This window comes from uncultured Escherichia sp., from assembly GCF_948475835.1.
In the GTDB taxonomy this organism is placed as follows: Bacteria; Pseudomonadota; Gammaproteobacteria; order Enterobacterales; family Enterobacteriaceae; genus ECMA0423.
Genome location: NZ_CAOLGM010000243.1, coordinates 1 through 2,221, shown reverse-complemented (window position 1 = coordinate 2,221; position 2,221 = coordinate 1). Strand labels below are relative to the sequence as shown.

The 2,221-nt window shown below is 52.5% G+C and carries 2 protein-coding genes; both read left to right on the top strand.

Going from position 1 to position 2,221, the window contains the following annotated elements; translation table 11 throughout:
* The coding region (locus QZF50_RS23515; RefSeq protein WP_290389036.1) for an FtsX-like permease family protein at positions 1–1,573 on the top strand (1,573 nt) is incomplete at its 5' end.
* A 429-nt stretch (positions 1,574–2,002) separates the two neighbouring features.
* The coding region (locus tag QZF50_RS23510) for a hypothetical protein (protein ID WP_001552141.1) at positions 2,003–2,221 on the top strand (219 nt) is incomplete at its 3' end.

The following is a 2,221-nucleotide window of genomic DNA, read 5'->3' as shown; positions in this document are numbered from 1 at the left end:
GGCAGGGCGAGCGCAACTGCGTAAGCTAATCGTCGGTCAGTGGTTGCTGGTGCTGGCGCTTTCAGCCGTTACCGGTGGGGCGATAGGCCTGTTGTTCGAAAACGTGTTGATGGTGCTGCTCAAGCCCGTTCTGCCTGCTGCACTACCGCCAGCCAGCCTCTGGCCGTGGCTATGGGCGCTGGGCACCATGACGGTTATCTCGCTGCTGGTGGGGCTACGACCGTACCGCTTGTTGCTGGCAACGCAGCCTTTACGCGTATTACGTAATGATGTGGTCGCGAACGTCTGGCCGCTGAAGTTTTATCTGCCGATTGTCAGTGTGGTGGTTGTGCTGCTGCTCGCCGGATTAATGGGTGGCAGCATGCTGCTTTGGGCGGTGCTGGCGGGCGCGGTAGTACTGGCTTTGCTGTGCGGTGTGCTGGGCTGGATGATGCTGAATGTACTTCGCCGCATGACGCTGAAATCGCTACCTCTGCGCCTGGCGGTTAGCCGCCTGTTACGTCAGCCGTGGTCAACATTAAGCCAGCTTTCGGCATTTTCGCTCTCCTTTATGCTGCTGGCGCTGTTGCTGGTATTGCGTGGCGATCTGCTTGACCGCTGGCAGCAGCAGCTACCTCCAGAAAGCCCGAACTACTTTTTAATTAACATTGCCACAGAACAGGTAGAACCGCTAAAAGCGTTCCTCGCGGAACATCAGATAGTCCCGGAATCATTTTATCCGGTAGTGCGGGCGCGGCTGACGGCGATTAACGATAAGCCGACAGAAGGTAATGAAGATGAGGCGCTTAACCGCGAACTCAATCTTACCTGGCAAAATACGCGACCCGATCATAATCCGATTGTCGCCGGTAACTGGCCGCCAAAAGCCGATGAAGTGTCGATGGAAGAGGGGCTGGCGAAACGCTTAAAGGTTGCCCTCGGTGATACCGTGACTTTTATGGGCGATACCCAGGAGTTCCGCGCTAAAGTGACCAGCCTGCGCAAAGTGGACTGGGAAAGTCTGCGGCCTAATTTCTATTTTATTTTCCCGGAAGGGGCATTAGACGGGCAACCGCAGAGCTGGCTTACCAGTTTCCGCTGGGAGAATGGCAACGGCATGTTGACGCAACTCAACCGCCAGTTCCCGACCATTAGCCTGTTAGACATTGGCGCGATTTTAAAACAGGTCGGTCAGGGGCTGGAGCAGGTAAGTCGGGCGCTGGAGGTGATGGTGGTGCTGGTCACCGCCTGCGGTATGTTGCTGTTGCTGGCACAGGTGCAGGTGGGTATGCGTCAGCGCCACCAGGAGCTGGTGGTGTGGCGCACACTCGGTGCGGGGAAAAAACTGCTGCGTACCACGTTGTGGTGTGAGTTCGCCATGCTTGGGTTTGTTTCCGGCCTGGTGGCCGCAATTGGTGCGGAAACGGCGCTGGCAGTGTTACAGGCGAAAGTGTTTGATTTTCCGTGGGAGCCAGACTGGCGATTGTGGATTGTTCTGCCGTGCAGCGGAGCGCTGCTGCTGTCGCTTTTCGGCGGCTGGCTGGGTGCGCGACTGGTTAAGGGTAAGGCGCTGTTCAGGCAGTTTGCGGGGTGATGAGAGTAAATAAGGGGCGTTCTGGTTGAATGGAACGCCTTGTTTAAATTAATTCTACAATATGTTTCATTGATGATGTTATTGAATTGGTGATTTCCTATCTTTCTATTGCTGATATTAATCTGAATCGGTGGAGTTTATTGATTTTAAATATAGCCCTACAAAAATAACTCAGACTAATAAAATCATAAATCATATGCGTTGAATGGATATTATCCATATAGTGAATTTGTTGATGATGAATTCATCTGTGCTAAAAATGTTAGTTTAATAGAATATTGAAAGTGACCTGTAATAACAGTTGTTGTTGATTGAGAACAAATAAGTTTATGTGAAAAATATATAAATACATTAGCTGGTCTTGTGTGTCATTTTATTTTTTTTGTTGCTAACACAGGGATATGAACAATAACTAAAAGGGCACTTTATATGAGCGGAAAACCAGCGGCGCGTCAGGGAGATATGACTCAGTATGGCGGTCCCATTGTCCAGGGTTCGGCAGGTGTAAGAATTGGCGCGCCCACCGGCGTGGCGTGCTCGGTGTGTCCGGGCGGGATGACTTCGGGCAACCCGGTAAATCCGCTGCTGGGGGCGAAGGTGCTGCCCGGCGAGACGGACCTTGCGCTGCCCGGCCCGCTGCCGTTCATT